Genomic DNA, 1,912 nt, shown 5'->3' with positions numbered 1-1,912 from the left:
TTTATCACTTCAACTCATCTTTTCAACCAAGTCAACTCATGCCAAGAGCAAATTATCTTGACTCATAAATGAGGATTATTTACAAATATTTATACCTTAATACCAATCATCATCCACTTGAAAATATTAAATAGTATTGACAGCAATACTGCCCTAAATGCTTTAATACAACTTGACGGTCTGGGGTTAAATTGCTGACTTGCTTCTCTCCATTTATAGTCACTAAATGCACCGCCTGAAACATCTGAAATATCCAGCGCATTGTCGGCTTATTGGTTAATTTCTTCACTTGATTTTTTACCCCCTCATTGGTGACTTCTAATTGTTGTCTCAATTTTCTTTGAGCTAGGTTATACACTAACAAGCACAGTCCCATTATCATTCCAATTGCTTCCACTCGCTCCGGCTTTTTCACAAATACGCTTGACGTAAAAAATAACGGATCTTTGATAAATCTAAATCCTCTCTCGTTACTTTGCTGCGCTTTGTATTCCGATAATACCTGTTGATTACTCACGGATTTTGTGTCTAAGATATTCGTGGCTAATATAAATCTCCCAGCTTTGACTTTTTCCGCTTCTATTACTGATTTTTGGGTTTCTATTTTACCTGTAACTTGATAAACTATTGTCTTGGTCTGGCTCTCTATTTTCGGCTTGATTTTCGTTTTTTTTACGGGCTTTTCTCGGTATTCAATTTCGGCAAGCTGGTGATATTTCCAAGACTCTGATAACCGTTTTATTGCCATATCTGCATCGGCAATACAAGCAAACTCTTGTTTGAATATCTTACGCAATGAGGCTTTGGCTAATTCTAACTGTTTCGCTACGTGCTCGGATATTTTTTTAATGGCTGCTTGTTTTCTGATTTCACTCTCTATCACTAGCCATCTTTGCTTGATGTTAGCATAATCACTTGATATCGCTGCTATTTTATACCCCTTTATTTGATTTGGCTCCCAGGCATTATCTTCTATATCCCAGATTTTATTTTGAGCTTCTTTGATACTTAATGGTACTCTGGTTATCCATTTCATTCCTGCCATCGCTGACAAATTAGGAGCTGTGTATAAGGCACTGTCTGCTACACATATACCGTCAAATGTCCACTGATTTTTAAATTCTTTCAGTCTTTCTACAAATACACTTTTATCGTCGGCGTTTCCGTCATCTATTTTGAGATACAATGGTACGTCTCCATCTCCAGTTACGATTGTGTCTATGATAAATTGTTTCAGGTCTGGTCTTCTATCCCTTGAGTATCCATGTACGATTTTTATGGCTTTCATTTCATCTTCTCTCTCTAAGGATTCTGCTTCAATTACTTGACCTTCTTTCTGACAGCTTTTGTATTCTCCTTCTACTGATATTGAACTGCTGTCTAGGTGAACGCTTTTCATTTCTACTTGAAATTTCATCGCTGCTTTCAAGGCAATTGCTGTGAATAATTTTGTCGTCCCAGCTTGATAATATTTGTCTAATGCTCTTCCTATCCTGTCATCGTTTAATTGTTCAGGCGTTACTCCTTCTCCAATTAGATGTTCTGTTGCTTTTCCTACAAAAAATGTGTCGAATAGGTATATTGGAGCGCTCAAAAAACCCAATCCGTTCAAAATCATCGCTTTCATTACTTGTCCTGGACTGAGGGTTTCTTTGGTTCTTAATCCCACTTTTTTGTTGACTTCTTCTACCAATTCCATCTCATCTATTATTCCTGCTACTATTCCTAAATGGTCTAAATTTACGATATTTATCGCTTCTGAGGGCTTTTTCATAGTTTTTAGAGTTGGGTTAGTTGTGGAAGTTATTATATCCTAAAAAAGCCCAAAATGATTGTATGGCAATCATTTTGGGCTTTCGTGATTCCGAATTTATCTGAAATTAAATCTGCTTAAATATCTGCGGAATGTGGG

1 protein-coding gene is annotated in these 1,912 nt (G+C 36.6%); it reads right to left on the bottom strand.

The window, feature by feature from the left end; translation table 11 throughout:
• Positions 1-109: 109 nt before the first annotated feature.
• A complete protein-coding gene (locus tag OSCI_RS08925; protein ID WP_007354600.1) occupies positions 110-1,774 on the bottom strand; it encodes an IS1634 family transposase in 1,665 nt (554 codons plus the stop codon).
• Between the last annotated feature and the right edge of the window lie 138 nt (positions 1,775-1,912).

This window comes from Kamptonema sp. PCC 6506 (assembly GCF_000180455.1).
Taxonomy (GTDB): Bacteria; Cyanobacteriota; Cyanobacteriia; order Cyanobacteriales; family Microcoleaceae; genus Kamptonema; species Kamptonema formosum.
Note: the sequence above shows the minus strand (reverse complement) of the source record. Positions and strands in the feature narration are given on the sequence as shown.